Raw genomic sequence first — 24,488 nt, 5'->3', positions numbered from 1 at the left:
CCGTGCCTGCATGCAGGCATATTAGCGCACGGCATTCGCGTGCACAGACGGCCCCGCGCAAGGTCTGGCCAAGCAGCTTGGCCGCCATGTACCGCCCCCTGCACCCACCTTCGCGCGGTCAGACCCTTCAGCGGCCGAAGTCGCGCTGGTAACCGATACTGAAAGCCAGTGTGGAGGTGGCGGCCAGTAGTTCGCCAGCCTGGTTATCGGTATCGCGGGTGGCCCGCCATTGCGAGGGAATCGCCGTGCCGGCCCGGCTCACCACGCGCGCGCGCAGCTGATCGAGTGAGCTCAGGGCGTCGCCGAACTGCCCCTGATTGACGGCGCTCTGCGCCGCGTCCGCGTTCATCTGCAGCGGTCCGCGCTCGGACAGCGGCAGCGCCGCGATCAGCGACTGCAGCCGGCCGAACTTGTCCGTCACCACCTCGCTGCTGGAGCGGAGATCGGTCAGTACCAGGAACTGCGAGAAGCCCCCGGTGGTGCCGCGTGCGCGCACGCTGCCGGGCGCAATCTCATCGGTGATGTCGCGGAAGCTTCCATTCAGCGGTGCCTTGAACAGGCGCAACTGGCTTCCTGCCGTGTAGGCGAGCGCATGGGTATGCACCTCGACGTGCACGGTGCGCTGAAAGCTGAGACCACCGAGTGCCGGCGGCTCGATCGTGACCATCAGCGCAAACGAAGGATCGAGCCGGTTCAGGCTGGCATTGGGCAGTCGCCCCAGCAGCGCTGGACTGGACAGGTCCACCAGCTGCGCACTCACGCCGAGACTGCCCGGAGTCAGGCCCAGGCTGTCGTCGAAGGTCAGGATCACTTCGGCCAGCATCTGCTGGGTAGGCAGGTCGACCCGCACCGTCGCCACGTTGCCGGCGACCGCGACGGTGACAGGCAAGTTCTGCGCCAGGGCCAGCGGGGCGCACAGGCAAAGGGCCAGGCCGAACACCAGCTTGGCGGTGAGAGCGAATTTCGGCATGACGGACTCCTGCAATGCGACGCCGATGACGGTAGGCGTTCGGAAAATCGTGCGAACGCCTGAACCTAGCCGATCCGGTGCGGTGGCGCCAATAGGGGAGTTCACTCAGTACGGGCGCGTCTGGTGCCCGGTGGCACGCTCGCCGGAGTGCGGACAATCGCGGGCGGCGCCCTCCGCTGATCGACATGCGCGCTGCTGCCAATCGGCCGGGGCGTGGATATCGGGATGCCAGCGGAATGGAGGCGTGGGTGATTTCCCCTGTGGCGGGTGGGTGCAATCCCGGATGGAGAAGCCGCCATGTCGGTCGGGATACTCCGGGGGCGCCCCATTTCCGGCGGGCGAATCTCCGGAGCCATCACTATGTCGTCCATGTTTGTTCCAAACGTCAAACGCAGGACCTTCCGCCTCTGTGCCGTGGCGGCAGGCCTGCTGGCCAGCGGCGTTGCGCTGGCCGATGCCCAGCTCGACCCGCAACTGCTGACGAAGATGGGTGTTGCCGCCCCCACGGACCAGTTGCAGGTCGTCATCAGCTACCAGCAGTCCGGCCCGGTGACGGCCGGGCAGGTGGCCGAGCTCAATGCGCTGGGCATCAGCAAGGGCGTGACCATGCACACGCTGCCGATCGCCGGCGCGCTGGCCACCCCGGAACAGATCCGTGCGCTGGCCCGGCACAGTGATGTGGTCTCGATCTTCTTCAATTCGCCGCTGGAGTATCTCAACCAGGAGGCCCGCGAGATCTCCGGCGCCGCGCGCGCGGTCGAGAACCCGGCCGACTACCGTCGCGCGATCCCGTTCAGCGGCAAGGGCGTGAGCGTGCTGGTCAACGACTCCGGCGTCGACGGCACCCATATGGACCTGCAGTATGGCCCGCATCTGGTGCAAAACGCGCAGGGCGCCACCAACCTCGCCGCGTACGACTCGATGCTGCCGATCACCTACGTCGAGGGCGTGCCCAATACCGACTGGGGTTCGGGCCACGGCACCCACTGCGCCGGCACCATCGGCGGCACCGGCGCGCGCTCGAATGGCCTGTACCGCGGGGTGGCGCCGGGCGCCGATTTGGTCGGCTACGGTTCCGGTGCGGTGTTGCTCATCCTTGACGCGGTCGGCGGCCTCGACTACGCCGCGACCAACCAGTTCAGTTTCCACAACCCGATCCGCGTGACCAGCAACTCCTGGGGCAGCTCGGGCAAATTCGATCCGGCGAACCCGGTCAACATCGCCACCTACGAGCTGTACAAGCGCGGCATCGTCAGCGTGTTCGCCGCCGGCAACGACGGTCCGGGTGAAGATACCCACAACCCGTATGCCCAGGCTCCCTGGGTCATTTCGGTTGGCGCCGGCGAGAAGAACGGCGTGCTGACCGGTTTTTCCTCGCGCGGCAAGCGTGGCGAGTCGGGTACTTTCAGGATGCCCGACGGCGTGCAGTGGACCTACGTCAACCAGCCGACCATCGTGGCCCCTGGCGTAGACATCGTCTCCACCCGCGACAGCACGGGCACGCTGCCGGCACTTGCGGCTGAAAAAGACGCGGCGACTCTTTCGCCGGCCAACTTGCCGTTCTACACCGTGATGAGCGGTACCTCGATGGCCACGCCGCACGTGGCGGGCATCGTCGCGCTGATGCTCGAGGCCAACCCGAACCTCACCCCGGCGAATGTCCGCGACATCATCGCGCGTACCGCCACCAACATGACCGGTCGACTGCCGTGGGAAGCCGGCGCGGGGCACATCAACGCCTATACCGCCGTGGCCGAAGCCGCTGGCGTGCGTACCGGTTTCGGCGCGACGGTGAACGCGCTGAACAGCTTCAACAGCAACCAGGTGATCGTCGCCGGACCGCCGCCGGTGCCGTTCTCGGTGAACTTCGCGCCGGTGGGCCCGGTGGGCGAGCAGTCCTTCACGGTCGGGCCGGAGACGGCGTGGGTGAGCGCGCGCGCCACCATCGACGCCAACACCCTGGCGCTGGTGCTGATCGACCCGGACGGCGTGCGCTATGGCTCGTCGATCGCCCTGCCGGTCATCGGCGATACGGTCACCACCGGCGCGCCGGCCAAGCCGGGCGTGTGGCGGGTTACCGTGCGCGGCATCGGTTCGGTCTCCGGCGTCGGCCTCGATCCGGCCAAGGTCACCAACGGCTATGCGGCGCCCGGCACGGTGGCCGGCGAGGTCGGCTTCCTGAACAGCGGCGGTTACACCGGGCTCAGCGACATCGCCAATCATCCGGCCAGGTCGGCGATCCAGTTCGCCGTTGCCAACCGCCTCGTCGACGGTTATCCGAACGGGCAGTTCCGTCCCGACCAGTTCCTCAAGCGTGGCGAACTGGCGCAATACCTGCTGATGGGCGCCAGCGTGCGCCAATACCTGCCGTTCTCCGGCAAGCCCAGCTTTACCGATGTCGGTGCCAGCGACAGCATGTATCCGTTTGCCGAATCGGCCATCGCCCGTGGGGGTGCCTTGCGTGATCTGAGCAATGGCCAGGACGGCGTGATGACCCTGCAGCCGAACGGCGCGTTCCGGTCGAACGACAGCGTCAGTCGACTTGGCCTCGCCTACTCCCTGGTGCAAAGCCTGGCGTTGCAGAATGAGGCGCGCTCGTTTACCGGCACTCTCACCGCGTTCTACGATGGCCGGCGCATCCCGCTCGACGATGCGGCTTCGATTCCGGCCAACCTGCGTGGTTACGTGCAGCTGGCGCTGGATCGCGGCGTCATCAATGCGCGTTTCACGGTGGTCCAGGGGCCGTATGACTTGCAGCCGACCCTGCACGCCTACTTCGATCCGAGTCTCTCGGTCACCCGCGCTGCCTATGCCGTCGCAGCCGGTCGCTACCTCTCGCTTTACCAAAGCGGCAAGTAAGCTGGGAAAGCCGAGCAAGCGTTGGATTCGCAATGCGGCCCGGGGAACCGGGCCGCATTGTTCGTTGGGTGTCGACCGTTTTCCGGAGTTTCAATTCCGCGCCGAACGCCATTCGGCAGATTACCGGCTTCTGGGAATGCGCCGCCGGGCCTCGCGCATTATCCGGCAGCAAAGTGCCGCCACGTTCGCGGGAAGCCGGGCCTATATGCGATAAGCCACCGCTTTCATCACCAACGAGCTGAGCCGCATCAGTGTTGGCAGCGGCGCGGGCAGCTCGACGCCGCCGCGTGCCTGCGCGGCCTGCGCGTGGCGAATCTCGTCCGACTGCATCTGGGTCAGCACCGCGCGCGAGCGCGCGTCCTGCATGGGCAGCTTTTCCAGGTGCTCGGCCAGGTGTGCCTCCACCTGGCGCTCGGTCTCGACCACGAAGCCCAGGCTGAGCGGATCGCCGGCCAGCGCGGCGGCGGCACCGATCGCGTAGCTGCCGGCGTACCACAGCGGGTTGAGCAGGCTCGGGCGGCTGTCCAGTTGCTGCAGGCGCTCGGCGCACCAGGCCAAGTGGTCGGTTTCCTCGACGGCGGCATGCAGCAGGTGCTGGCGGTTGTCGGCATGGCGTGCCAGCGCGGCCTGGCCGAAGTACAGCGCCTGCGCGCAGACCTCGCCGGTGTGGTTGACGCGCATCAGGCCGGCGGCGTGGCGGCGGTCGGCGTCGTCCATGTCCGTCTCGGCGATGCCGCGGGCGGGTGAGCGCCGATGCGACTGCGGTGAACCGGCGATCGCCTCCAGCGCGCGTTCACAACCGGCGAGCAGGCGGTCGAGGGGGCTCAGTGTGCGCACGGTCATGGGCTTTCCTGGTTCGGGGGAGCTGTTCGAGTTGTTGGGCCGGCAAGGCCGGCAGGTGCCGGGGCCAGTCCCGGTGCGTCGATACCGGCGGCAGAGACCCGCCACCGACGCCTTGGGCAGCCGGCTTGGCCACACGTCCAGCGGGCGCGTGCTGGGGGCTTTTCAAGCACCCTGCCGGTCATGCTATCATTGCCAGCTCACAGCTTGCCGACCGGCAGGCTTGCGCCGTGGATGACGGCTCCGCTATCATCTCGCGCCTTTGTTCCACCGAAGCATGCTTTCCTGAATCATGCGTACCGCCTCACGGCGGCAGACAGGTATTCTGAAATGAAAACGTTTAGCGCCAATGCCGACAACGTCAAGCGCGACTGGTTCGTGGTCGACGCCACGAACAAGACGCTCGGTCGCCTGTCGACCGAAATCGCCCGTCGTCTGCGCGGCAAGCACAAGCCGGAATACACCCCGCACTGCGACACCGGCGATTATATCGTGGTGATCAACGCGCAGAAGGTGGCGGTCACCGGCGCCAAGCTGGACGACAAGATGTACCACCGCTTCACCGGTTACGTCGGCAACCTGAAGACCACCAGCCTGAAGGACCTGCTGGCGACCTACCCGGAGCGCGTGATCGAGATCGCCGTCAAGGGCATGCTGCCGAAGAACCCGCTGGGCCGCGAGATGTATCGCAAGCTCAAGGTCTACGGCGGCGCCGAGCATCCGCATACCGCACAGCAGCCGCAGGCGCTGGAGATCTAAGGAAATGAGCATGGCAACCCAGCAGAATTACGGCACCGGCCGCCGCAAGACCTCCGCCGCCCGCGTGTTCCTGCGCAAGGGCAAGGGCGCGATCGAAGTCAACGGCAAGTCGCTCGAACAGTTCTTCGGCCGCGAGACCTCGTGCATGATCGTGCGCCAGCCGCTCGAACTGACCCAGAACACCGACAAGTTCGACATCAAGGTGACGGTCGCCGGCGGCGGCATCACCGGCCAGGCTGGTGCAATCCGCCTGGGCATCGCCCGCGCGCTGATCGAGTACGACGAAAGCCTGAAGTCGCCGCTGCGCAAGGCTGGCTTCGTGACCCGCGACGCCCGCGAGGTCGAGCGCAAGAAGGTCGGTCTGCACAAGGCGCGTCGCGCCACGCAGTTCTCGAAGCGCTAAACTAAGCTTCCTAGCCCCGTCGCCAAGCGGTAAGGCACCTGACTCTGACTCAGGCATTCGGTGGTTCGAATCCATCCGGGGCTGCCAAAATCCAGATGCCGACACCCGCAGTGATGCGTGGCGGTCCGGCCGAGAAGCCCGCCTCATGGCGGGCTTTTTCGTTCCGGCCGAAAGCACGCCGGGACTGAGCGTCACCGCTTTCGAGTCGAGGCGTTGTCGCGAAGCAGCAAGATATTGCGTGCAAATTCATGGACTTCGTCCCTTCGGTTTTGCAGTGCACCAGAGTAAAATCCCCGTTTTCACCCCCGTGATGATTTCATGACGCCAGCCACTGACACCCCCGTGGAGCATACCGATGTGCGCACGGTAGGCAGCACGGATGCACTGCCGATTGCCCCTGCGCTGGGCCTTTCACTGGATGCCGCGCGGATGCCGCGCAAATCCACCCTGGTCACGCGCCGCATTCTGCTGATCAGCGTACTGGCGGTGATTCTGGGTGTCGTCGCGGCTTATGTCGCGCAACTGCTGATGCTCACGATCAACCTGATCACCGACCTGTGCTTCTACGGTCGGGTGTCGGACGTAATCGGCCCGCATGCGCGTACGGGCTCGTTCGTGCTGTCGCCGGCCGACAACCAGCTGGGGGCATGGGTCATCCTGATTCCGGTCGTGGGTGGCCTGCTTGCGGGCGTCATGGCGCGCTGGGGTTCGCGGGCGATCCAGGGGCACGGCATTCCCGAGGCAATGGAGCAGATCCTCACCAATGAATCCAACATCCCGGCGCGGATCACCTGGTTGAAGCCGCTGTCGTCGGCATTTGCCATTGGCACCGGCGGCCCGTTCGGTGCCGAGGGGCCGATCATCTCCACCGGCGGCGCCATGGGTTCGTTGATTGGCCAGCTCCTGCGAGTCACCGCCAACGAACGCAAGGTGCTGCTGGCTGCCGGTGCGGCGGCCGGCATGGCGGCGGTGTTCGGTGCACCGGTGGCATCGCTGGTGCTGGCGGTGGAGTTGCTGTTGTTCGAACTGCGTCCACGCTCGCTGATCCCGGTGGCCTTGGCCGCGGTGACGGCAGTTGGCGTGCGCTATGCGACCTACGGCGCCGCGCCGGTGTTTCCCATGCCCGACGTGCTGCAGCCAGGAGGTTGGGCGCTGATCAGCTTCGTCCTGATCGGTGGTCTGGTCGGTTACGCCTCGGTGTGGGTGACCAAGGCGGTTTACGGCGTTGAGGACATGTTCGAGAAACTGCCGGTTCACTGGATGTGGTGGCCGGCATTGGGGGCGCTGGTTGCCGGCTTCGTCGGCTGGATCGAGCCGCGAACCCTGGGCGTGGGCTATGACAACATCGACGCCCTTGTACAGGGCCACTTCGGTCTCACCATGCTGCTCAGCTTTGGCGCATTGAAGTTTGTCTCCTGGGTGATCGCGCTTGGCAGCGGCACCTCCGGCGGTACGCTGGCACCGCTGTTCATGATCGGCGGTTCGCTGGGTGCGGTGATCGGCATCGGCATCAATCATTTTCTGCCGGGCTTCGGCATCGACCCGCGCATCGCGGCGCTGGTGGGCATGGCGGCCATTTTCGCCGGCTCGTCGCGCGCGCTGCTGACGGCGGTGGTCTTCGCCTTCGAAACCACGCGTCAGCCAGCCTGCCTGCTGCCCCTGCTGGGTGGCTGCACCGCTGCCTACCTGATCTCGGCCCTGCTCATGCGCAACACCATCATGACCGAGAAAATCGCCCGTCGCGGCGTGAAGGTGCCGTCGGAATATGCCGCCGACTACCTGGAGCAGGTCAGCGTGGGCACGGCCTGTTCGCGCAATGTGACTACCCTGCGAACCACGCAGACGCTTGCCGAAGTGCGGCGCTGGCTGGCCGACGAGGCCTCGCATACTCAGCATCAGGGTTATCCGGTGGTGGACGAACAGGGCCGCGTGCAAGGCGTGTTGACCCGGCGCAGCCTGCTCGATCCGCAATGGCATTACACCCTGGCGCTGGGGGAGTTGCTGACGCGGCCGCCGATCGCGGTCACCGAAGATCATTCACTGCGTGAGGCCGCCGACCACATGGTCGCCGAGAGCGTGGGGCGACTGGTGGTGGTGAGCAAGAACGATCCGCATCGGTTGGTGGGCATCATCACGCGGGGCGACATTCTCGCTGCGCATGCGCGGCGTCTGCGCGAGGCGCGCTTCAAGGGCCGCCACATCAAGCTCGGCAAATCGGAAAAACCGGCGGGCGCGGCGTGATCCGCTGAGGCGGTCCAGGGCGGGACCGCGCACGAATCAAGGCACGCGCGATGATTGCGCCGAGCGAGCGACGCCCGCCGCCGCCGTCAGCCCATCAACTGGTCGCCGATCAGCACCACGTCCGCCGGACGCCGCGCGAACAGGCCGACGGTGACGATGCCGGGCAGCTGGTTCAGCTCGCTTTCCAGCGCGGCCGGGTCGACGATCTGCCAGCCGTGCACGTCGATGATCCAGTTGCCGTTGTCGGTGACCACGCCGTCGCGCCATACCGGGTGGCCGCCGCGCTTGACGATCTCGCGGCCGATCAGGCTGCGCGCCATCGGGATCACCTCGATCGGCACCGGGAATTTGCCGAGCAGGTCGACCCGCTTGCTGGAGTCGATGATGCAGACGAACTTCTCGCTCGCCGCGGCGACGATCTTCTCGCGCGTCAGCGCGGCGCCGCCGCCCTTGATCAGGCGCCTGTACGGATCGCATTCGTCGGCGCCGTCGACGTAGAGCGTCAACGGGCCGGTGGCGTTGAGGTCGAGCACCGGGATGCCCAGCTTCTTCAGCTGCGCGGTGGACTGCTCCGAGCTGGACACCGCGCCCTGGATGCGCTGCTTCAGGTCGGCCAGCGCGTCGATGAAGAACGCCACGGTGGAGCCGGTGCCGACGCCGACGATGGCGCCGTCCTCGACGTAGCGGATCGCGGCTTCGCCGGCCTGGCGTTTTTCGTTGGCGTTGCTCATCGGTGGATTCCGGTGGAGGGTGGTCGGCTCGCGCTCATTCCAGCGCGAGGATGTATTTCCAGTGCGCCGCGTCGACCGGCATCACCGAGAGCCGGTTACCCTTGCGCAGCAGCGGCATGTCGGTGAGGGCAGGGTCGTTCTTCAGTTCGTCCAGGCTGATCGTGCGCTTGAGCTTCTTCACGAACTTCACGTCGACCAGCATCCAGCGCGGTTTGTCTCGCGAGCTGCCGGGGTCGAAGTACCTGCTCTTGGGGTCGAACTGGCTGGGATCGGGGTACGCATCCGTGGCCACTTCGGCGATGCCGACGATGCCGGGTACGGCGCAGTTGGAGTGGTAGAAGAAGACCGGGTCGCCCACGCGCATGCCGTCGCGCATGAAGTTGCGCGCCTGGTAGTTGCGCACGCCGTCCCAGGCTTCGCGCTTCTTGCGTTTCAGGTCGTCGATCGAGAACGCGTCCGGTTCGGACTTCATCAGCCAGTGGTTCATGCGTTTGCTTCCGGGTGGCAGTCGATCAGCTCGCGCTCGGTGGCGATGAAGTCGAGCGGCACGTCCCACGCTTCCTCCTCGACCTGCGGCAGTTCCTGGAACGCGTAACCGACGCCGACCAGCAACGGTTCGGTCGGGCGCACCTGCTCGTTGAGGAAGGCGAAGCTGCGGTCGTAATAGCCGCCGCCGTGGCCGAGACGGTTGCCGCGGCGGTCGAAGCCGAGCAGCGGCACGAACACCAGGTCGAGCTGGAACGGTTCCAGCAGTTCGGTCGGCGCGGCCGGCTCGGGGATGCCGTAGCGGTTCGGCTGCACGTCGTCGCCGGCTTGCCACGGCGCGAAGCGCAAATGCTTGCCCGCGCCGATCACCGGCAGCAGGAACTGCTGGCCGCGGCCGGCCAGCGGCGCGATCGCCAGGTTCAGCGGCAACTCGCCGTGGCTGGCCCAGTAGCCGGCCACGCGTGTGTCGGTGAGGTATTCGGGGAGCTGTTCAAGGCTGCGGCGCAGGCCCTGGGCGGCGGCGATGCGTGCGCTCGGTGGCAGGGCGCGACGCTGATCGGCCAGGCGCTGGCGAAGCTCGCGTCGTCGGGCGGGGGCGTCCACGTTTCGCGCAACTCCGTCGTAGTTCGCCCCGTTCGTCGCGGGACGAACGGGGCGGGGAATGAGTGGCGTCACCGCGATGCCGCTGCCCACCGAACGACCTTGATCCACGATGGATCAGGTGGGAGAGCTACATGGCCTCAAGGCTTTCCGCACGTGGCGGACATGCACAACAGCCGATGTGAAGCCGACCCGGGGCCGTATTTAGGAACAAGGCAAATGTAAGAGTGTGCTGGCGCACATCGCAGAAAACGCCGGGGACGATTCTAGGCGCTTGATCGCGAATGTGCCACTGCCGGGGACCGCTCGCGGTTCGCCGGACGCGCCGTTTCTAGCGCTTGGCCGGCTCGCTGTCGAGCGCGGCATCGAGCTTGTTCCGCAGCGCGGCGAGGCCGTCGCTGAGTCGCTGCTCCTGGTAGTCGTGCTGCTTGCGCAGGCTGAGGAACTCGTGCGCCACGCTGATCGCGGTGAGCACCGCCAGCCGCTCGAAACTGGGTGCCTTCGCGTTCGCGCGCAGTTCGCGCATCTTGCGGTCGAGGAAGCCGGCGGCCTCGAGCAGGCCGTCGCGCTCTTCCGGCGCGCAGGCAATCAGGAATTCTCGGTCCATCAGTCGCAGCGCGACCGGTTCACTGCTGGACATGGGTTCTATCAGCCGTTGCTTTCAAGCGATTTGAGCCGCTGGATCATCGCCTCGACGCGGCTGCGGGCCTGCTCGTTGCGGGCCAGCAGGCCCGCGCGCTCGCCGGACAGCTGCTCCTGGCTCTGGCGCAGGCTGCGGTTTTCCTCGCTGAGCCGGTGCACCGTGTCCAGCAGCCGGTCAAGCTGCTGGGCCAGGGCGGCCAATTCCTGATGGACCGGATCGGGCTGGATGGGCTCGGGCGTACTCATGCACGAAACTATAACAGGACGCCGACGGAAAACAGCTCGCCCGCGACAGCCGCGATGACGGCCCCGGCGACTGCATTAAACTGGCGGCCATTACCTGACGGAGCACCGCCATGACGGCACCCGGGCTTGTGGGCCACGACGACATCGACGCGCTGCTCAGGCGCCTGCGCCTGGGCACCACGGCCAGCGAACTGCACGGCTCGTTGTGCGGCTATCTGGCCGGCGGCGGCTCGCTGCACGGCAGCTCGGTACTGGCCGCGCTGCAGCTCGACGGCGAGGCGACCGACATCGGTGCGGACGATCTGGCCCTGCTCGGCCGGCTGGCGCGGCAGAGCGAAACCGAACTGGCCGATGCCGAGCTGGGCTTCGAGCCGCTGCTGCCGGAGGACGACCGCCCGCTGGCCGAGCGGGCCGAGGCGACGGTCGACTGGTGCCGCGGCTTCCTCGGCGGCTTCGGGTTGGCCGGCACGGCGGCGCATGCGCAGCTGTCGGACGAGGCGCAGGAAGTGCTGCGCGACCTCGGCACGATCGCCGCGTCCTCGTTCGATTTCGGCAGCGAGGACGAAGACGAGGACGCGCTGATCGAGGTGCAGGAGTTCGTGCGCGTCGCCGCGATGCTGCTGTTTGCCGAGTGTGCTGCACCCGGCCCGTCCGCCAGCGGCAGCGTGCATTGATCCCGAGCGCCCCGAAGCTGGCCGCGCTGGCGATCGGCCCGGACGAATTCGCGCGACGCCGGCGCCAGCTGATGCAGATGGCGGGCGAGGACGCGGTGCTGCTGGTCGCCGCCGCGCCCGAACGCATGCGCAACGCCGACGCGGCATGGCCGTACCGGCAGGATTCGGACTTCCATTACCTGGCCGGCTTTCCGGAGTCCGACGCGGTGTTGGCGCTGCTGCCGGGGCGCCGGCACGGCGAGGCGGTGCTGTTCTGCCGCGAACACGACCCGGCGCGCGAACGCTGGCACGGGCCGTCGATCGGCACCGAGCGGGCGGTGGCCGACTTCGGGCTGGACGACGCGTTCCCGATCGAGGACATCGACGACATCCTGCCCGGCATGATCGAGGGCCGCGGCCGGGTGTACTGCCATTTCGGCCGCGAGCCGGAGTTCGACGCGCAACTGCTTGGATGGATGCGCCGCCTGCGCCAGTTGCGCGGCGGCGGCGTGGTGCCGAAGGAGTTCGTGGCGCTGGGCCACCTGCTGCACGACCTGCGCCTGTACAAGTCGCGCGCCGAACTGAAGCTGATGCGCGCCTCCGCGGCGATCGCGGTGGACGCGCACCTCGCCGCGATGCGGATTGCCACGCCGGGCCGCCACGAGTACGAGGTCGAGGCCGAGCTGCTGCGCGTGGTGCGTGGCCAGGGCGCGGTGCCGGCGTTCCCGCCGATCGTCGCCGGCGGCGCAAACGCCTGCGTGATGCACTACCAGAGCAACCGCGCCGCCTTGCGCGACGGCGAGCTGCTGCTGGTCGACGCCGGCGCCGAACTGGACTGCTATGCGTCCGACGTCAGCCGCACGTTCCCGGTCGGCGGCCGCTACAGCCGCGAGCAGCGCGCGTTGTATGAAGTGGTGCTGGCCGCGCAGCTGGCGGCGATCGACGAGGTGCGCCCGGGACGGCCGTTCGGTGCCGCGCACACGGCGGCGGTGCGCGTGCTGACCGCCGGGCTGTGCGAGCTGGGCCTGCTCAAGGGTGATGCCGACGCGGCGATCGCCGACGGCAGCTACCGGCGCTACTTCCCGGCCAAGACCGGCCACTGGCTGGGGCTGGACGTGCACGACGTCGGCGACTACCGGGTCGGCGGCGATTCGCGCCTGCTCGAGGCGGACATGGTGCTGACGGTGGAGCCGGGCCTGTACGTGCCGCCGGACGACCGCTCGGTGGCCGAGCGCTGGCGCGGCATCGGCATCCGCATCGAGGACGACGTGGCGGTGACCCGCGACGGCAACGAGGTGCTCTCCGCCGCGATGCCGAAAGAGGCCGAGGCGATCGAGGCGCTGCTGGCCGGGCGCTAGGGGCGCCCTGGCCCGTTCAGGGCGTCCCTAGGTCAACGCGTCCGACAGTTCGGAATCCTCGCGCAGGCGGTTCGCCTCGTCGGTGGCGTGCACCTCGTACCACATCGCGTTGAGGATCGCGAAGGCGCAGGCCAGGCCCAGCCCGAGAATCCACGAGAAATACCACATGGTCAGATCACCTCCCGTTCGTTGTGCAGGAGCGCACTCTGTGCGCGATGGCTGTTCGTGAACATGGCCAGAAGCCATTGCGCGCGGGCTGCACTCCTGCCCATTCAATAGCCGCCGTGCGCCTTGCGCACCTGCTCCAGCGTGACCCGTCCGCGCATCACCCGGTACACCCAGCCGGTGTAGAGGATCACCACCGGCAGCAGTACCAGGGTAGCCACCAGCATCAGCTGCAGCGTGCCGCGGCTCGACGACGCGTCCCACACGGTGAGGCTGGAGCGCGGGTCGAGGCTGGACGGCAGCAGGAACGGAAACAACGCGAAGCCGGCCGAGGCGATCGTGCCGCCAACCATCAGGCTGCTGGCGATGAAGCCGCTCACCCCGCGCCGACCGACCAGCGCCTGCACGCCGACCGCCGCGGCCAGCGCCAGCGTCGGCGCAGCCCAGAACCACGGGTACTGCAGGTAGCCGGCAAACCAGCTGCCGCCGACCGCGACCTGCTTGTACAGCGGATTGGAAACGCCATCGGTCGCCACCGGCCCGACGGTCGCGTAGCCGGGAATGCCCCAGGCCAGCCACATGCCGGCCGACACGTACAGCACGGCAAAGAGCAGCGTCGTCCAGCGTGCGATCGTCACCGCCCTGGCGGCGATCGCGTGATCGGCCTTCAGCGCGGCGAAGCACGCCCCGTGCGCCAGCAGCATGGCGAGCGAGACCAACCCGCACAGCAGCGCGAACGGATGCAGCAGGTCGAGCAAGCCGCCATGCCAGCTCATGCGCAGGTCGTCGTCGAAGCGGAACGGCAGGCCGAGGAACAGGTTGCCGAAGGCGACGCCGGCCAGCAGCATCACCGCCAGCCCGGAACCGGTCAGCACCCAGTCCCATAGCGAGGCCCAGCGCGGGTCGTGGATCTTGCCGCGGAAGTTGAAGCCGACCGGGCGCAGGATGAAGGCCAGCAGCACCAGCGCGATGGCGAAATACATGCCGGAAAACGACACCGCGTAAAGCGTCGGCCACGCCGCGAAGGTGGCGCCGCCGGCCAGGATGAACCACACCTGGTTGCCTTCCCAGGTCGGTTCGATGCCCTCCAGCAGCACCTGCCGTTCCTCGTTGTCGCGGCCCAGCACTTTCAGCAGGCCGGCGACACCGAAGTCGAAGCCGTCCATGATCGCGAAGCCGATCAGCAGCGTGCCGAGCAAGGCCCACCAGATCACCCGCAGCGTGGCGTAGTCAAGCATGGCGGTTTCCTCAGGGCCGGTCGGAGGGAAGGGTGGCGAGCGCCGGCGGCCAGAGGCCCAGCCCGTCCGGCCCCTTGCGCGCGAACTTCAGCATCAGCACCGCGTCGACCACCGCCAGCGCGGTGTAGAACAACAGGAAACCGCCGAGCGAGGTGAGGATCTGGCCGGTGCTCACCGCCGACACGCCCAGCGCGGTCGGCAGCACGCCCTCGATCGCCCACGGCTGGCGGCCGTACTCGGCCACGATCCAGCCCAGCTCGATGGCGATCCACGGCAGCGGCAGGCTCCACAGCGCCAGGCGCAGGTACCCGCGCTGACGGTCCAGCGTGCGCTTGCTGGCCTTCCAGAACGAGAGCGCGAACAGCGCGATGAAATAGAAACCGCAGGCGACCATGATGCGGAACGACCAGAACAGCACCGGCACGTTCGGGATGGTGCTGTCGGCGGCCTTCTGGATATCCGCCGGCGTGGCCCGGCGCGGGTCGTCGACGTACTTCTTCAGCAGCAGCGCATAGCCGAGGTCCTGGTCGTGCGCGGCGAGTGTCGCTTTCGCCTGCGCGTCGTCCTTGTCCCGGCGCAGCATCAGCATCGCGTCGTAGGCTTGGATGCCGTTGCCGATCCGTCCCTTCGCAGCGTCCACCAGTTCGTTGATGCCGGGCATCGTCTGGTCGAGCGAACGGGTGCCGATCAGGCCCATCACCCACGGGATCTTCAGCGCGTAATGGGTGGTGCGCTGCTGCATGTCGGGCAGGCCGAACAGGGTGAACGAGGCCGGCGCCGGTTCGGTCTCCCACATCGCCTCGATCGAGGCCATCTTCATCTTCTGGTTCAGCGACACGCTGTAGCCGGACTCGTCGCCCAGCACCACCACCGACAGCGCCGCCGCCAGCCCGAAGCTGGCCGCCACCGTCATCGAGCGCTTGGCGAAATCCACGTTGCGCCCGCGCAGCAGGTACCACGCGCTGATCGACAGCACGAACATCGCGCCCAGCACGTAGCCGGCGCTCACCGTGTGCACGAACTTGTCCTGCGCCACCGGGTTGAACAGCACCGCGGAGAACGAGGTCACTTCCATGCGCATCGTTTCGGGGTTGAACGCGGCGCCGACCGGATTCTGCATCCACGCGTTCGCCACCAGGATCCACAGCGCCGACAGGCTGGTGCCCAGCGCCAGGAACCAGGTCACCAGCAGGTGCTTGATCCGCGAGATGCGCTCCCAGCCCATGAAGAACACGCCGACCAGGGTGGCTTCGAGGAAGAACGCCATCAGCCCCTCGATCGCCAGCGGCGCGCCGAAGATGTCGCCCACGTAGTGCGAGTAGTACGCCCAGTTCATGCCGAACTGGAACTCCATGGTCACCCCGGTGGCCACGCCCATCGCGAAGTTGATGCCGAACAGCACGCCCCAGAACTGCACCATGCGCTTCCATACCTCGCGCCCGGTCATCACGTAGACGCTTTCCATGATCGCCAGGATCCACACCAGGCCCAGCGTCAACGGCACGAACAGGAAGTGGTACAGCGCGGTCAGCGCGAACTGCAGGCGCGACAGCGTGACGACGTCGGCGTCGATCAGGATCATGGCTGGGCTTCCGGCGACACGGGGGCAGAAGGCGCCAACCGCTGCGCGATCGCATCGGGGCTGGCGTCGGGTTTCGGTTGCGGCGCGAACACCACCCACCAGATCAGCGCGAGCGCCGCGATCTTCAGCGCGACGATGCCGAACAACTCGAACGTCAGCCGCCGCAGCGGGCGCGGCGGCGTGTGCAGACCTTCAGGTGGAACGCTGGAAATCGCGGGGCGGGACATGCGACGAATCCGTGCACTACCTGCCGCGCAGCATACGCCGCACGGATGTCGTCACGGTGTGGACGAATGTCGCAGCGGCGACTGCCCCGGTGCGTACGGTTACCCGCAGCGAAAAGTCGCTCGCCCTCCCTGCGGAGGCCGAAAGCGGTTTCGCTGCCGAAGGGGGCAAATGAACAAGCGGGGGACTGCTTCGACTCAGGCCGAAGCGAACGCGTCGCGCGTGAGGTTTTCCGGTGCGCCGTCGGTGCAGGCCACGTCGTCCTCGATGCGGATGCCGCCGTACTGGCGGAAATGGTCGACCTTCGCCCAGTCGATGTCGGCGGCCACCGGCTTGTCGCGCAGTTCTGCCAGCAGCATGTCGATGAAGTACAGGCCCGGCTCGATCGTCACCACCATGCCCGGCTCCAGCACGCGAGTCATGCGCAGGTAGGGGTGGCCGTCCGGACGCGGGATGCTGCCGCCGCGCTCGCTCTGCTGGAAGCCGGCGACGTCGTGCACCTGCAGGCCGAGCGGGTGACCCAGCCCGTGCGGGAAGAAGGTGCCGGTCACGCCGGACTCGACCGCGCTCTCCGCGCTCAGGCGGATGAAGCCGTGCTCGCGCAGCACGCCGGCAATGACGTGGTGGGCGTGGAGGTGCAGCTCGGGGTAGCTCTGCCCGGCGCGCACCTTCGCCACGAAGCCCTGCTGGGCGGCATCCATGCTGTCGATCAGCGCCTGGAACTCGCCCGCCTGCGTGCCGGCGTAGGTACGGGTGATGTCGCTGGCGTAGCCGGCGGCGCTGGCGCCGGCGTCGATCAGGAACGAGCGGCCCTGCGCCGGCGGCATGCGGTCGAAGTGCGTGTAGTGCAGCACCGCACCGTGCTGGTTCAGCGCCACGATGCTGGCGTACGGCAGCTCGGCGTCGATCTGGCGCGCGGCGGCGAGGTAGGTCAGGTGGATGCCGAATTCACTGCGGCCGGCGCGGAAGGCGGCCTCGGCGGCGCGGTGTGCGCGGGTGCCGATGCGATTGGCTTCGCGCATCAGTGCCAGTTCGTACGGCGTCTTGTAGCTGCGGTGCCAGTGCAGGCAGTCGAGCACGGCCTGCGGGTTGTTGATCTCCACGCCGTCGATGCCCGGGCAGGCCGGGGCGAGCACCGCGCCGCGGCCCCGCGGCAGCTGCGCGACGGCGTCCGCCGCGCTGCGCACGATCACGATGTCGAAATGTTCGACCCAGTAGCCGTGCGGTGCTTCCGGCACCACGTGCCAGTAGTCGTGCGGCTGTACGAACACCAGCTTCGGCTTCGCACCCGGGGTGTAGGCGACCCAGCTGCCCGGGGCGCCGTCCAGCGGCAGCCAGTGCCGGAAGTGCGGGTTGGCGACGAACGGGTAATCCTGGTCGTCGAGGAACTTGCGCGGCGGCGTGCCGGCGGCAACCAGCAGGTGGTCGAAACCGCCCTGCGCCAATGCCCTGTCGGCACGTTCGCACAGGGTGGCCAGGTGCTGCGCATACAGCGGGGCGGACGGCTGGTGCATGGTGACTCCTCGGCGGCGGGCCGTCCGGCTGCCTGCTCGCTGGCCGTCGCCGGGAGGCGTGCGCACAGGGCCGGTACAACCCGTGGTGAACTGGGGAAAGGGACGCGCGTGCATGATGGCGCGTGCGCGCGGCGACCGCCAGCCAGCTGCCGGCGCGGCGTCAGTCCTGCGCCAGCCAGCTCTCGATGCGGGCGGCGTCGGCGTCGGTAATCGCCACGATGCGGTAGCCGGCCCAGATCTGCCCCGTGCTGGCGGCCGATTCGTGCCACTGCTCCTGGATGCCCACTTCGATCGGCTGCGACTGGGCCAGCATCCGCTCCGAACCGGGCAGGGTCATGCTGACCTGGTACAGCGCCTCGCTGCGCGGCGCCTGCGCGCTGATCAGCAGCATGCCGGTCATCGACAGGTTGCCCAGGTGGCCGATCGGCAGGCCGCTGATCGCATCGGTGACGATGGCGTTGGCGTTGGCGCGCTTGCGCTCGGCGCGGCGCTGGTCGCTGGTGCTCATCGGCGCGCGGCCTCTGGCGGAGTGGGGTGGCGGGAGGCGGTCGTCTGGCGCAGGCTGCCGGTGAGGCTGCGCCAGGCGCGGTCGAGCAGGCTCTCCGGTTGCGCCGGCACCTCGCAGGCGCGACCACTGGCCACTTCATGGGCCAGTTGCGCCAGGCTCATCTCCTCACCGCGCTGACCGCGCCGGCTGACCAGCAGGCAGCGTCCGGACATCGGCGAGTGCCAGGCCAGCTTGCGCCGGGCGATCGTTCCGGTGCCCGGGTCGACGAATTCGAACCAGCTGCCGAACGGCAGCTCGCGCAGGTGCTGTTCGATGCTCCGTTCACGCGGGCTGGGTGCCGGCGCCGGGTCCGGCTGGGCGGCCGCCGCCGGTTCGTGCTGCGGGGTGGACTGCAGTTGGCCGAGACGTTGGTGCTGCTTGAGCCGCAAGGCGAGGTCGGTGGCGCTGGGCAACTCCACGGCCGGGTCGGGCTTGCCCGCGCCGAGCAGCCGCTGCGCCACCTGCACGGCTTCCTCGACGTGCATGCCGATCTGCTGCAGGCCGGACTCCACCTCCGCCTGCAGTTGCAGGCGGTCGCCCACCGGCAGGCGGCCGAGCAACTGGTCGGTGATCGCCAGCTGCATGCCGAATGCTTCGCTGTCCTCGCCGTGCCGCAGCAGGGTCAACGCCAGCACGTCGGACCAGGCGCGGTCGAGCAGGGCGCGCAACAGGCCGCGCGGCGGCGACTGCGCGAAGCGTTCGGCCATCAGCTCGCCGGCGCGGTGGCGGGCCTGGTCCAGCCGCTCGCGCCCCTGCGCGGCTTCCACGTGGCGCCGTTCGGCCGCCTGTGCCTTGCGCGTGAGCAGGGCCAGGTGATGCTCGATGTCGGCCAGCAGCGTGGTGTACAGGCCGGCGCTGGGCGGTTCCTGGCTGGCGCGGCTGACCAGCTGCTCGAGCTTGGTCGCCAGCGGGCGGTTGCTCTCGTCGTCGCTGCCGTCGAGCCAGTCGTTCGCCGCGGCGGTCACCGTGTCGAGCAGGCGGCGTGCCGGATGCTCGCGTTTCTCGAAGAAGCCGCGGTCGGCCACCGCCATGCGCAGCACCGGCAGTTGCAGGCTGCCGAGCAGCTGATGGGCGTTGCCGCCCTGCTGCAACTGCTGGCCGAGCTGTTCGAACAGCCGCGCGACCAGTTCCACCTTGTCGCCTTGCTCGTCGCTGAGCTGGGTGCGCGGCGCGTCGCCGGGCTTGCCCACATTGAGCTGGGCCAGCAGTTCCTCGCGCAGCCGGGCCGCGCTGCGCAGTTCGCGGCCGGCCTGGTCGGTGACCTGGGCCAGGTGTTGCTGCAACGCGCCCAGCGCGGATTGCAGTTCCTGTTCGCTGGCGGCCCGGCCGACCGCCTGGCCGCTGATGCCGCTCTGGCTGGCGCGCTGCCGCGCGAGCAGGTCGCGCAGGGACTCGAGCACCTCGATCGGCGCGCCGCTGCCGCCGGTCGGGCCGGCTCCGGCGCCGCCGGCGTGTGCCGTGGCGGTACCGGTGGCCGCCGGCTCGCCGGCTGCGCCGGTGCTGCCGGCGGTGGCGGGGCGTGCCCGTTTGCCGACGTGTCGCGGAATCGGGATGCTGCGCAACTGCGGCAGGATGCCGTCGCCCTGCAGCTGTGCATTGATGATGTCGTACAACGGCGCCAGCGCCTGGAGCACCCACTGGTCGAAGTGCTGCAGCAGCAGCAGCTGATGCGGCAGCGGCAGTTCCAGCTCGGCGCTGGCCTCATGGCAGGCCCGGGCCAGCGCATAGGGACCCAGCGGCAACGCCTGGCCCTCCAGCGGCGGCGCACCGACCAGCACCGCCAGCCGGTGGCCCAGCTCGTACAGCACGCTGGCATGGCGCACCTCGCCGCGGGCACCCAGCTGTTCCAGGGTCATCGACACTTCCTGCTCGCCGGGGTCGACCAGGGTCAGCGCCTGCCACGGCTTCGGATGGGTGGCGGGCGGTGCGGCGCTGGCGCGGTCGATGTCGTTGAACACGCTGCCGAGGCGCTCCATGAAACGCTGCGTGTAGGCGGTGCGTCCCTGCAGCACGTGTTGCCGACTGGCGAAGCAGTCCTGCTGCTCGCCGGCATGGTGCGCGCGTTCGGCCAGCGCGAACAGCTGTTTCTCGAATTCGCCCAGGCAGCGGCGCAGAGGTTCCTGCAAGCCTTCCACGCAGTGGTGGTAGCTGGCTTCCAGCAGGCGTTGCGTACGCGCCGGCCAGCGTGCGTTGCCGACGCGGCCGCCCTGCGGCGACGCGGACGAGTGACGTCGATCGTGCCCGACATCCATGCATGAACCTGCCAATTCCCCCGGAGCGGCAAGTCTATGCCGGTTGCGACAGCGATGCCATTGGGTGCAGGCCGTCGCGGTGCGACGTTCAGTCCAGAAATGTGCCAATCACGTCGTTGAGGAAGCGCTGGCCCAGCACGGTGGTGTGCAACCGCTGCGGGTCGTCGTGCAGCCAGCCGCGGCGGACCGCTGCCGCCAGCGCGGCGGCGATCCGCTGCGGCGGCAGGCCGGTGCGCTCGGCAAACGCGGCCATCGGCACGCCATCGACCAGGCGCAGCGCGTTGAGCATGTATTCGAATGGCAGCTCGCCCGCGCCGACCGTGTGGTCGCCGCCGATCCGGGCCGGACCGCCGGCGGCGTCCAGGTAGGCGCGCGGGCCGCGGGTCTTCCAGCGCCGGCGCACCTGGCCGCCGGCGGCATCGCTGAGCTTGCCGTGGGCGCCGGCGCCGATGCCGAGGTAGTCGCCGAACTGCCAGTAGTTGAGGTTGTGCACGCAGCGCCGGCCGGGCTGCGCATACGCGGAAATTTCGTACTGGCCATAGCCGGCGGCGGCCAGGCGCGCCTCGCAGGCCTCCTGCATCGCCCAGGCGTGGTCGTCGTCGGGCAGCGGCGGCGGGTTGGCGGCGAACGCGGTATTCGGCTCCAGCGTCAGCTGGTAGTGCGAGATGTGGGTGGGCTTGAGCGCCACGGCGCGTTCCACGTCGGCCAGCGCACCGTCCAGTTCCTGCTTCGGCAGCGCGTACATCAGGTCGAGGTTGATGTTGGCGTAGCCGGCGTCCTGCGCCGACTTCACCGCGGCTTCCGCCTCGCCGGCCGAGTGGATGCGGCCGAGCCGGCGCAGCTTGTCGTCGTCGAAGCTCTGTATGCCGAACGAGATGCGGTTGACCCCGGCGGCGAGATAGCCGTCGAAGCTGCCGTGCTCGACCGTGCCGGGGTTGGTCTCCAGGGTGATCTCGACATCGTCCGCCAGCGGCAGCCGCTCGCGGACGCCGTCAAGCAGGCGCGCGACCAGCTCCGGCGCGAACAAGCTGGGCGTGCCGCCGCCGAAGAACACGCTGACGACCGGGCGGCCTTCGAGTGCCGGCGCGAAATCCGCGCGATCGGCGTCGAGGTCGGCCAGCAGGTGGTCGATGTACTGGGCATACGGTGGTGGTTCGCTGCGCAGGCCGTGCGAGTTGAAGTCGCAGTACGGGCACTTCTTCACGCACCACGGCATGTGCACGTACAGCGACAGCGGTGGTGCGATGAGGCTCATGGGCGAAGTTCGCGCAGCCGGTCGTGCAGTTTCGCCAGCGCCTGGCCACGATGACTGAGGCGGTTCTTCAGCGCATCGTCCATTTCGGCCACGCTTTGCTCGTAGCCGTCGGGCAGGAATACCGGGTTGTAGCCGAAGCCGCCGCTGCCGCGACCTTCGGTGAGGATGCGCCCGTGCCAGCGCGCTTCGGCGATCAGCGGAGCCGGGTCGCCGGCATGCTGCAGCAGCACCAGCACGCAGATGAAGAACGCGCCGCGCCGTTCGACCGTCACGCCATCGAGTTCGCGCAGCAGCTTCGCGTTGTTTGCCGTGGCGTCACCGTGGCCGCCGCTGTAGCGCGCCGAATACAGGCCCGGCGCGCCGTGCAGGTGGTCCACGCACAGGCCCGAGTCGTCGGCCAGCGCAGGCAGCCCGCTGGCCTGCGCGGCGTGGCGCGCCTTGAGCAGGGCATTCTCGATGAAGGTGTGGCCGGTTTCGTCGGCGTCGCGGATGCCCAGGCTGGCCTGCGGTATGACGTCGAGGCCGCTGCCGGCGAGCAGTGCGCCGAACTCCTTCAGTTTGCCCGGGTTGCTGCTGGCCAGCACGATGCGCGACATCGTGCTCAGCCCTGCGCCAGTGCCGCGCGCTGCGCCGCGACCAGTTCGCCGATGCCTTTCTCGGCCAGCGCCAGCAGCGCATCCATTTCATTGCGGCGGAACGCGTGGCCTTCGGCGGTGCCCTGCACCTCAATGAAGCCGCCGCCGTCGTTCATCACCACGTTCATGTCGGTGTCGCAGTCGGAATCCTCGGCGTAGTCGAGGTCGAGCACCGGCACGCCCTTGTAGATGCCCACCGAGACCGCGGCGACCGCGCCCACCACCGGATTGCGCTTGAGGTTCTCGCGCTTCATCAGCAGGTTCACCGCGTCGACCAGGGCCACGTAGGCGCCGGTGATCGCCGCGGTGCGGGTGCCGCCGTCGGCCTGCAGCACATCGCAGTCCAGTGTGATCACGCGCTCGCCCAGCGCCTGCCGGTTGACGCAGGCGCGCAGGCTGCGGCCGATCAGCCGCTGGATTTCCATGGTGCGCCCGCCCTGGCCGCCGCGGGTGGCCTCGCGCTGGGTGCGGGTGTTGGTGGCGCGCGGCAGCATGCCGTATTCGGCGGTGATCCAGCCCTCGCCCTTGCCGCGCAGCCAGGCCGGCGCGCGGTCCTCGATGCTGGCGGTGCACAGTACGCGGGTGTCGCCGAAGCTGACCAGCACCGAGCCTTCGGCGTGGCGGGTGTAGTGGCGTTCGATGCTGACGCTGCGCAGCTGGTCGCTGGTGCGGCCACTGGGGCGAGTGACGGAATTCATGGGGAGTGGCCGGATTGGGCAAGGTTGGACCGGAGAGTTTACCATTGCGTCCTTTCCCCACGTCCGGAAGGCGCCGATGATCCGCAGCATGACGGCCTACGCCAGCGCCGAAACCACCGGCCCCGCCGGCACGCTCAGCTGCGAGCTGCGCACGGTCAATCACCGCTACCTGGAGCTGAGCCCGCGGTTGCCGGACGAGTTGCGCGGTTTCGAGTCGCAGTTGCGCGAACGCGTCGCGGCGAAGCTGTCGCGCGGAAAGCTCGACCTGACCGTGCGTTTGCGCGGTGGCGAGGCGCGCGGCGATTCGCTGCACGTGGACACCGCGCTGCTGTCGCGTCTGTCGGAACTGAACCTGGACCTGGCTGCGTTGTTTCCCGGCTTGCAGGTGCAGCTCACCGAACTGCTGCGATTCCCCGGGGTGATGCAGCAGGCCGAAGTCGATCCCGAAGCGCAGCAGGCCGCGCTGTTCGAGGTGCTCGACCGCGCGCTGGATGCGCTCACCGCGACCCGCGAGCGCGAGGGCGAGAAGCTGGGCGGGATCCTGCGCGACAAGCTGGACGCGATCGAACGCGTGGTCGCCGACGTGCGCGGCTGGATGCCGGAGATTCGCGCCGCGCTGCGCACCCGGCTGGAAACGCGGCTGGCCGATTTGAAGCAGCCAGTCGAGCCGGGCCGGCTGGAACAGGAGCTGGTGCTGCAGATCACCCGTACCGACGTCGACGAGGAGCTCGACCGGCTCAGCACGCACATCGGCGAGACGCGCCGCGTGCTGGGGCTGGCCGAGCCGGTCGGGCGCCGGCTGGATTTCCTGATGCAGGAGTTCAACCGCGAGGCGAACACGCTGGGCTCCAAGTCGGTCGACGCGCGCAGCACCAACGCGGCCGTCGAACTGAAGGTACTGATCGAGCAGATGCGCGAACAGGTGCAGAACATCGAATGAACGCCTCCATCGAAGGCACGCTGTTCGTGGTCGCCGCGCCGTCCGGGGCCGGCAAGTCGACCCTGGTCAACGCGCTGCTCGAGCGCGAGAGCACTATTTCGCTGTCGGTGTCGCACACCACGCGGCCGCCGCGGCCGGGCGAGACGTACGGACGGCACTACTACTTCGTCGAGCGCGCGGAATTCGAGCGCGAGATCGCCGAAGGCATCTTCCTCGAACATGCCGAGGTGCACGGCAACCTCTATGGCACCTCGCGCACCACGGTGCAGGAGCTGCTGGGGCAGGGCCGCGACGTGCTGCTGGAGATCGACTGGCAGGGCGCCCAGCAGATCCGCGCGAGCAAGCCCGACTGCGTCAGCGTGTTCATCCTGCCGCCGTCGCGGGCGGAACTCGAACGGCGCCTGCGCGGGCGCGGGTCGGACAGCGCCGAGGTGATCGAGCGCCGGCTGCGCAATTCGCGCGGCGAGATCGCCCATGCGCACGAGTTCGACTACATCCTGGTCAACGACGTGTTCGACGAGGCGCTGGCCGGCCTGCAGGCGATCGTGCGGGCGGTGCGCCTGCGCGGTACGCTGCAGTGGCGGCGGCACGAGGCGCTGATCGCCGAGCTGCTGGCCGACGAGGCCGGTTGAACCGTAGCGCCAGCGCA

At 68.5% G+C, this 24,488-nt stretch carries 25 protein-coding genes, 1 tRNA gene and 1 other RNA gene; 9 read left to right on the top strand and 18 right to left on the bottom strand.

The genetic code is table 11. From position 1 onward, the window contains the following. Positions 1-127: 127 nt before the first annotated feature. On the bottom strand, positions 128-970 hold the full coding sequence (locus RHOOR87_RS0106780; RefSeq protein ID WP_015448783.1) for a DUF6689 family protein: 843 nt from the start codon (positions 968-970) through the stop codon (positions 128-130). Positions 971-1,339: 369 nt separating this feature from the next. Here RHOOR87_RS0106780 and RHOOR87_RS0106775 point away from each other — a divergent pair, with 369 nt between their 5' ends. Next, a complete protein-coding gene (locus RHOOR87_RS0106775) occupies positions 1,340-3,829 on the top strand; it encodes a S8 family serine peptidase (RefSeq protein ID WP_051357935.1) in 2,490 nt (829 codons plus the stop codon). Positions 3,830-4,030: 201 nt separating this feature from the next. On the opposite strand, the gene coq7 is transcribed toward RHOOR87_RS0106775, so the two are convergent. After that, entirely contained in the window at positions 4,031-4,672 is a 642-nt protein-coding gene (coq7, locus tag RHOOR87_RS0106770; protein WP_027484581.1) for a 2-polyprenyl-3-methyl-6-methoxy-1,4-benzoquinone monooxygenase, read from the bottom strand. A gap of 327 nt (positions 4,673-4,999) precedes the next feature. Between coq7 and rplM the strand changes: the two genes are divergently transcribed. From rplM to RHOOR87_RS0106750, 4 genes are all read left to right on the top strand, one after another. After that, positions 5,000-5,428, top strand: a complete 429-nt coding sequence (gene rplM, locus RHOOR87_RS0106765) for a 50S ribosomal protein L13 (protein WP_007509589.1) — start codon at positions 5,000-5,002, stop codon at positions 5,426-5,428. A 10-nt stretch (positions 5,429-5,438) separates the two neighbouring features. Beyond that, positions 5,439-5,831 carry a 30S ribosomal protein S9 gene (gene rpsI, locus RHOOR87_RS0106760; protein ID WP_007509587.1) on the top strand — a complete coding sequence of 131 codons (393 nt, stop codon included), beginning with the start codon at positions 5,439-5,441 and terminating at the stop codon, positions 5,829-5,831. Positions 5,832-5,843: 12 nt separating this feature from the next. After that, positions 5,844-5,918, top strand: a tRNA-Gln gene (locus tag RHOOR87_RS0106755). 231 nt (positions 5,919-6,149) lie between these two features. Beyond that, positions 6,150-8,072 (top strand): chloride channel protein, encoded by a 1,923-nt coding sequence (locus tag RHOOR87_RS0106750; protein WP_027484580.1) that lies wholly within the window; start codon positions 6,150-6,152, stop codon positions 8,070-8,072. 86 nt (positions 8,073-8,158) lie between these two features. On the opposite strand, the gene rpiA is transcribed toward RHOOR87_RS0106750, so the two are convergent. From rpiA to RHOOR87_RS0106725, 6 genes are all read right to left on the bottom strand, one after another. Further along, entirely contained in the window at positions 8,159-8,803 is a 645-nt protein-coding gene (gene rpiA, locus RHOOR87_RS0106745) for a ribose-5-phosphate isomerase RpiA (RefSeq protein ID WP_027484579.1), read from the bottom strand. A 34-nt stretch (positions 8,804-8,837) separates the two neighbouring features. After that, positions 8,838-9,290, bottom strand: coding sequence for an EVE domain-containing protein (locus RHOOR87_RS0106740; RefSeq protein ID WP_027484578.1), 453 nt, complete (start codon positions 9,288-9,290; stop codon positions 8,838-8,840). Further along, positions 9,287-9,892 carry a 5-formyltetrahydrofolate cyclo-ligase gene (locus RHOOR87_RS0106735; protein ID WP_027484577.1) on the bottom strand — a complete coding sequence of 202 codons (606 nt, stop codon included), beginning with the start codon at positions 9,890-9,892 and terminating at the stop codon, positions 9,287-9,289. The genes RHOOR87_RS0106740 and RHOOR87_RS0106735 overlap by 4 nt, the downstream gene beginning before the upstream one ends. Before the next feature lie 64 nt (positions 9,893-9,956). After that, positions 9,957-10,143, bottom strand: a non-coding RNA gene (gene ssrS, locus RHOOR87_RS19765) — 6S RNA. A 77-nt stretch (positions 10,144-10,220) separates the two neighbouring features. After that, positions 10,221-10,529 carry a cell division protein ZapA gene (locus tag RHOOR87_RS0106730; RefSeq protein WP_027484576.1) on the bottom strand — a complete coding sequence of 103 codons (309 nt, stop codon included), beginning with the start codon at positions 10,527-10,529 and terminating at the stop codon, positions 10,221-10,223. A gap of 8 nt (positions 10,530-10,537) precedes the next feature. After that, complete coding sequence (locus RHOOR87_RS0106725) at positions 10,538-10,777, bottom strand: TIGR02449 family protein (RefSeq protein WP_007509574.1); 240 nt, start codon at positions 10,775-10,777, stop codon at positions 10,538-10,540. 110 nt (positions 10,778-10,887) lie between these two features. On the opposite strand from RHOOR87_RS0106725, the gene RHOOR87_RS0106720 reads away from it, so the two are divergent. Together RHOOR87_RS0106720 and RHOOR87_RS0106715 are read left to right on the top strand one after the other, a co-directional pair. After that, positions 10,888-11,451, top strand: coding sequence for a UPF0149 family protein (locus RHOOR87_RS0106720; RefSeq protein WP_027484574.1), 564 nt, complete (start codon positions 10,888-10,890; stop codon positions 11,449-11,451). Next, positions 11,448-12,788, top strand: a complete 1,341-nt coding sequence (locus RHOOR87_RS0106715; protein WP_007509569.1) for an aminopeptidase P N-terminal domain-containing protein — start codon at positions 11,448-11,450, stop codon at positions 12,786-12,788. The genes RHOOR87_RS0106720 and RHOOR87_RS0106715 overlap by 4 nt, the downstream gene beginning before the upstream one ends. A 27-nt stretch (positions 12,789-12,815) precedes the next feature. Here the strand turns inward: RHOOR87_RS0106715 and cydX are convergent, their stop codons facing one another. The 10 genes from cydX to rph form a co-directional block, all read right to left on the bottom strand. Further along, positions 12,816-12,956 (bottom strand): cytochrome bd-I oxidase subunit CydX, encoded by a 141-nt coding sequence (gene cydX, locus RHOOR87_RS0106710; RefSeq protein ID WP_007509567.1) that lies wholly within the window; start codon positions 12,954-12,956, stop codon positions 12,816-12,818. A gap of 104 nt (positions 12,957-13,060) precedes the next feature. Next, positions 13,061-14,191 carry a cytochrome d ubiquinol oxidase subunit II gene (cydB, locus tag RHOOR87_RS0106705; protein WP_007509565.1) on the bottom strand — a complete coding sequence of 377 codons (1,131 nt, stop codon included), beginning with the start codon at positions 14,189-14,191 and terminating at the stop codon, positions 13,061-13,063. Positions 14,192-14,201: 10 nt separating this feature from the next. After that, entirely contained in the window at positions 14,202-15,773 is a 1,572-nt protein-coding gene (locus tag RHOOR87_RS0106700) for a cytochrome ubiquinol oxidase subunit I (RefSeq protein WP_007509563.1), read from the bottom strand. Continuing rightward, positions 15,770-16,000 (bottom strand): cytochrome oxidase putative small subunit CydP, encoded by a 231-nt coding sequence (gene cydP, locus RHOOR87_RS0106695; RefSeq protein ID WP_007509561.1) that lies wholly within the window; start codon positions 15,998-16,000, stop codon positions 15,770-15,772. Before cydP ends, RHOOR87_RS0106700 begins: the two co-directional genes overlap by 4 nt. A gap of 195 nt (positions 16,001-16,195) precedes the next feature. Continuing rightward, positions 16,196-17,512 (bottom strand): Xaa-Pro dipeptidase, encoded by a 1,317-nt coding sequence (gene pepQ, locus RHOOR87_RS0106690; protein WP_007509559.1) that lies wholly within the window; start codon positions 17,510-17,512, stop codon positions 16,196-16,198. Positions 17,513-17,672: 160 nt separating this feature from the next. After that, complete coding sequence (locus RHOOR87_RS0106685; RefSeq protein ID WP_007509557.1) at positions 17,673-18,020, bottom strand: PilZ domain-containing protein; 348 nt, start codon at positions 18,018-18,020, stop codon at positions 17,673-17,675. Then, positions 18,017-20,311: a DUF1631 family protein gene (locus RHOOR87_RS0106680; protein WP_027484573.1), complete on the bottom strand. Its 2,295-nt coding sequence runs from the start codon at positions 20,309-20,311 to the stop codon at positions 18,017-18,019. Before RHOOR87_RS0106680 ends, RHOOR87_RS0106685 begins: the two co-directional genes overlap by 4 nt. A gap of 88 nt (positions 20,312-20,399) precedes the next feature. Beyond that, entirely contained in the window at positions 20,400-21,566 is a 1,167-nt protein-coding gene (gene hemW, locus RHOOR87_RS0106675) for a radical SAM family heme chaperone HemW (RefSeq protein WP_027484572.1), read from the bottom strand. Further along, positions 21,563-22,162, bottom strand: a complete 600-nt coding sequence (gene rdgB / locus RHOOR87_RS0106670) for an RdgB/HAM1 family non-canonical purine NTP pyrophosphatase (RefSeq protein ID WP_007509551.1) — start codon at positions 22,160-22,162, stop codon at positions 21,563-21,565. Before rdgB ends, hemW begins: the two co-directional genes overlap by 4 nt. Before the next feature lie 5 nt (positions 22,163-22,167). Then, positions 22,168-22,899 (bottom strand): ribonuclease PH, encoded by a 732-nt coding sequence (gene rph, locus RHOOR87_RS0106665; protein ID WP_007509549.1) that lies wholly within the window; start codon positions 22,897-22,899, stop codon positions 22,168-22,170. Between the two features lie 76 nt (positions 22,900-22,975). Here rph and RHOOR87_RS0106660 point away from each other — a divergent pair, with 76 nt between their 5' ends. Both RHOOR87_RS0106660 and gmk read left to right on the top strand, forming a co-directional pair. Next, positions 22,976-23,839: a YicC/YloC family endoribonuclease gene (locus RHOOR87_RS0106660; protein ID WP_027484571.1), complete on the top strand. Its 864-nt coding sequence runs from the start codon at positions 22,976-22,978 to the stop codon at positions 23,837-23,839. Next, positions 23,836-24,471: a guanylate kinase gene (gene gmk, locus RHOOR87_RS0106655; protein WP_007509545.1), complete on the top strand. Its 636-nt coding sequence runs from the start codon at positions 23,836-23,838 to the stop codon at positions 24,469-24,471. Before RHOOR87_RS0106660 ends, gmk begins: the two co-directional genes overlap by 4 nt. Positions 24,472-24,488: the final 17 nt, after the last annotated feature.

It is taken from the genome of Rhodanobacter sp. OR87 (assembly GCF_000473345.1).
GTDB classification, from domain to species: Bacteria; Pseudomonadota; Gammaproteobacteria; order Xanthomonadales; family Rhodanobacteraceae; genus Rhodanobacter; species Rhodanobacter denitrificans.
This window is presented reverse-complemented; position numbering and strand designations above follow the sequence as displayed.

Bases quoted from the DNA above. Each gene is read 5' to 3' on its own strand.
- cydB (WP_007509565.1), bottom strand. From the start codon at position 14,191: ATGCTTGACTACGCCACGCTGCGGGTGATCTGGTGGGCCTTGCTCGGC.
- RHOOR87_RS0106685 (WP_007509557.1), bottom strand. From the start codon at position 18,020: ATGAGCACCAGCGACCAGCGCCGCGCCGAGCGCAAGCGCGCCAACGCC.
- RHOOR87_RS0106680 (WP_027484573.1), bottom strand. From the start codon at position 20,311: ATGGATGTCGGGCACGATCGACGTCACTCGTCCGCGTCGCCGCAGGGC.
- RHOOR87_RS0106775 (WP_051357935.1), top strand. From the start codon at position 1,340: ATGTTTGTTCCAAACGTCAAACGCAGGACCTTCCGCCTCTGTGCCGTG.
- hemW (WP_027484572.1), bottom strand. From the start codon at position 21,566: ATGAGCCTCATCGCACCACCGCTGTCGCTGTACGTGCACATGCCGTGG.
- rph (WP_007509549.1), bottom strand. From the start codon at position 22,899: ATGAATTCCGTCACTCGCCCCAGTGGCCGCACCAGCGACCAGCTGCGC.
- rplM (WP_007509589.1), top strand. From the start codon at position 5,000: ATGAAAACGTTTAGCGCCAATGCCGACAACGTCAAGCGCGACTGGTTC.
- RHOOR87_RS0106750 (WP_027484580.1), top strand. From the start codon at position 6,150: ATGACGCCAGCCACTGACACCCCCGTGGAGCATACCGATGTGCGCACG.
- gmk (WP_007509545.1), top strand. From the start codon at position 23,836: ATGAACGCCTCCATCGAAGGCACGCTGTTCGTGGTCGCCGCGCCGTCC.
- RHOOR87_RS0106720 (WP_027484574.1), top strand. From the start codon at position 10,888: ATGACGGCACCCGGGCTTGTGGGCCACGACGACATCGACGCGCTGCTC.
- rpiA (WP_027484579.1), bottom strand. From the start codon at position 8,803: ATGAGCAACGCCAACGAAAAACGCCAGGCCGGCGAAGCCGCGATCCGC.
- pepQ (WP_007509559.1), bottom strand. From the start codon at position 17,512: ATGCACCAGCCGTCCGCCCCGCTGTATGCGCAGCACCTGGCCACCCTG.
- rpsI (WP_007509587.1), top strand. From the start codon at position 5,439: ATGGCAACCCAGCAGAATTACGGCACCGGCCGCCGCAAGACCTCCGCC.
- RHOOR87_RS0106660 (WP_027484571.1), top strand. From the start codon at position 22,976: ATGATCCGCAGCATGACGGCCTACGCCAGCGCCGAAACCACCGGCCCC.
- rdgB (WP_007509551.1), bottom strand. From the start codon at position 22,162: ATGTCGCGCATCGTGCTGGCCAGCAGCAACCCGGGCAAACTGAAGGAG.
- RHOOR87_RS0106780 (WP_015448783.1), bottom strand. From the start codon at position 970: ATGCCGAAATTCGCTCTCACCGCCAAGCTGGTGTTCGGCCTGGCCCTT.
- RHOOR87_RS0106725 (WP_007509574.1), bottom strand. From the start codon at position 10,777: ATGAGTACGCCCGAGCCCATCCAGCCCGATCCGGTCCATCAGGAATTG.
- cydP (WP_007509561.1), bottom strand. From the start codon at position 16,000: ATGTCCCGCCCCGCGATTTCCAGCGTTCCACCTGAAGGTCTGCACACG.
- cydX (WP_007509567.1), bottom strand. From the start codon at position 12,956: ATGTGGTATTTCTCGTGGATTCTCGGGCTGGGCCTGGCCTGCGCCTTC.
- RHOOR87_RS0106700 (WP_007509563.1), bottom strand. From the start codon at position 15,773: ATGATCCTGATCGACGCCGACGTCGTCACGCTGTCGCGCCTGCAGTTC.
- coq7 (WP_027484581.1), bottom strand. From the start codon at position 4,672: ATGACCGTGCGCACACTGAGCCCCCTCGACCGCCTGCTCGCCGGTTGT.
- RHOOR87_RS0106740 (WP_027484578.1), bottom strand. From the start codon at position 9,290: ATGAACCACTGGCTGATGAAGTCCGAACCGGACGCGTTCTCGATCGAC.
- RHOOR87_RS0106730 (WP_027484576.1), bottom strand. From the start codon at position 10,529: ATGTCCAGCAGTGAACCGGTCGCGCTGCGACTGATGGACCGAGAATTC.